Genomic DNA, 2,068 nt, shown 5'->3' with positions numbered 1-2,068 from the left:
TGTCGTAACCGATCACTGAGATATCTTCAGGAATACGAATGCCTTTTTCTTGTAATCGGCTCATCAGTCCTAATGCCATGGTGTCGTTAAAACAGAATACTGCGGTAGGGCGATCTTCCATCTCAATGATTTGGTCAGCAGCAATCACAGCTGTGTCACATTCAAAGTTGCCTTCGATGATCATATTTTCATCGGCAGTAATCTTCGCTTCATTGAGTGCGCGCTTGTAACCTGAGATGCGTTCAACACACGCTGCTTTGTCTAAGTGGCCACTTAAACATGCAATCTTGGAGTGACCGCGCTCAATGAGGTATTTGGTTGCTAGGTAGCCACCTTCTTCAGAGTTATCGATGATCTTATCAGCCTGAGAGCTTTCAGGGCCCCAGTCCATGATAACTTTAGGGATGTCTGCGTGACGGTCTAACATCTCTCTTAGTTCTTCAGTCAGGTCAGAACACATAACTAAGATGCCATCTACACGTTTCTCTGCAAGCATTCGAATGTAGTCACGTTGCTTTTCGTAGATACCGCCCGTATTGCACAAGATCAAAGTGTAACCTTGACGGTAGCAGTAGCTCTCAACACCATCGATAACTTCAGAGAAGAATAGGTTAGTTGATTGAGTCACTAGCATACCGATGGTGCGTGTTGTATTGCACTTCAAACTACGAGCAACGGCACTTGGCGCATAGTTCAGTTCGTCTACGGCTTTGTTTACTTTTTCTTGAGTCGCTTCAGCAACAAAGCGAGTTTTGTTGATTACGTGAGAAACGGTTGTTGTTGATACGCCGGCTAAGCGTGCGACATCTTTTATAGTGGCCATGTTTTTATCCTATTAGAAGCTACTTTCCCAAAGTACGGAATGAAGTAGCCGTTAAGCTACCTAACTAAGAGCTTAAATTTGTAGGGCTCTTTGGGTACTAAAGTGCTAAAAAACAAAAAACCGCTATTGAGCGGCTTGTCTTAACACCGAAATGCTCTGAACTTCAATAAGTGTAGCATTTCGTGAATGTTTCATATTTTATCGTTTGCGGTCACAATTTTAGACTGACTAGAAATTACTCGCAATAAAATTCACCCAGAAATCCGGGTGAATGGTCACAATTCTATTGAATTTATTTATCGAGTCGTCAAAAAAAGCTTATTCGCCAGCTAGGTATTGAGTGTCCAATTTGCAGAATGCCAATAGCAGGGATGAGATTGAAGCGTAGAAACCGAATGTGTCAATGTCATGACATTTGGCGTTGAACTTTGGTACCCAAGTAAGCAGTTGCTGTTCGATAAATTGTTGTTGAACAGCGAAGGATTTCTCTAGTTCTTCTTCAAGTTCAGTTTCGTTCGAACGAATGATTAGATTACCTAGGAAATCGAGTTCGATAGCAATGTGGTCAGCTGGCTCTTTTAGGTCTTGGTTAACCACTAAGTTGTGTTTAGCCATGATCTCTTCCATATCTTTTGCTGGCTTGTCGTTCAATAGGCCAGTCTGGCCGATATACATAGAAGCGTAAGGAAGTGCGCCATGTTTATCAGTCTTTAAGAATAAGTCACAGAAGTCAGCAGACAATTCTAATTGAGCATCTTCACGTGTTTGTAGACGGTTGAGCGCATCCACTAAGCTATCAATCGCCGGCTTTAGTGTTTCATTTTCACCTAAACCAGTTAGGAAAGAACGAATTTCAACAGAGTGGTAGTGATCGAGTTCTTCTTGAGTGAGCTCTTTAGCGAACAAGCTTGATAGCCACCAGTATATTTCTGATCGTTGTTCGTTGAATGCTTTCGTATCTTTCATTTCTTAGATCCTGATTTAGTCTTGTGGTGTGTGTATACCTGGCATCGTCGAGTGATTTATGTATAGGCACACCAAGGCTGAATAACAAGGTTATTTGCGAAACGCAAAGTTACTCGTTAGTAGTAATGCCTATATTGAATTGCGATGGGCGACAAATAGCAAGGTTTAAGATTGTCTTGTATCAAAAAAAAATCATGTTTCTGGCTTTTATCTTCTGTAGTACTAGAATTGTTACGAGTTATGAATAGAATGGTCACTGAAACTATTAAATAAGAAAAG

General features: G+C 41.2%; 2 protein-coding genes. Both read right to left on the bottom strand.

The window, feature by feature from the left end; all coding sequences use genetic code 11:
* A partial coding sequence (purR, locus tag AB4496_RS28175; protein WP_372133334.1) for an HTH-type transcriptional repressor PurR occupies nt 1-823 on the bottom strand: 823 nt, incomplete at its 3' end.
* Between the two features lie 318 nt (nt 824-1,141).
* The gene (torD, locus tag AB4496_RS28170; RefSeq protein WP_009846354.1) at nt 1,142-1,789 is read right to left on the bottom strand and encodes a molecular chaperone TorD; all 648 of its coding nucleotides are present in this window, start codon (nt 1,787-1,789) and stop codon (nt 1,142-1,144) included.
* Between the last annotated feature and the right edge of the window lie 279 nt (nt 1,790-2,068).

Source organism: Vibrio sp. 10N.222.46.A1, assembly GCF_041473595.1.
GTDB classification, from domain to species: domain Bacteria; phylum Pseudomonadota; class Gammaproteobacteria; order Enterobacterales; family Vibrionaceae; genus Vibrio; species Vibrio tasmaniensis_A.
This window is presented reverse-complemented; position numbering and strand designations above follow the sequence as displayed.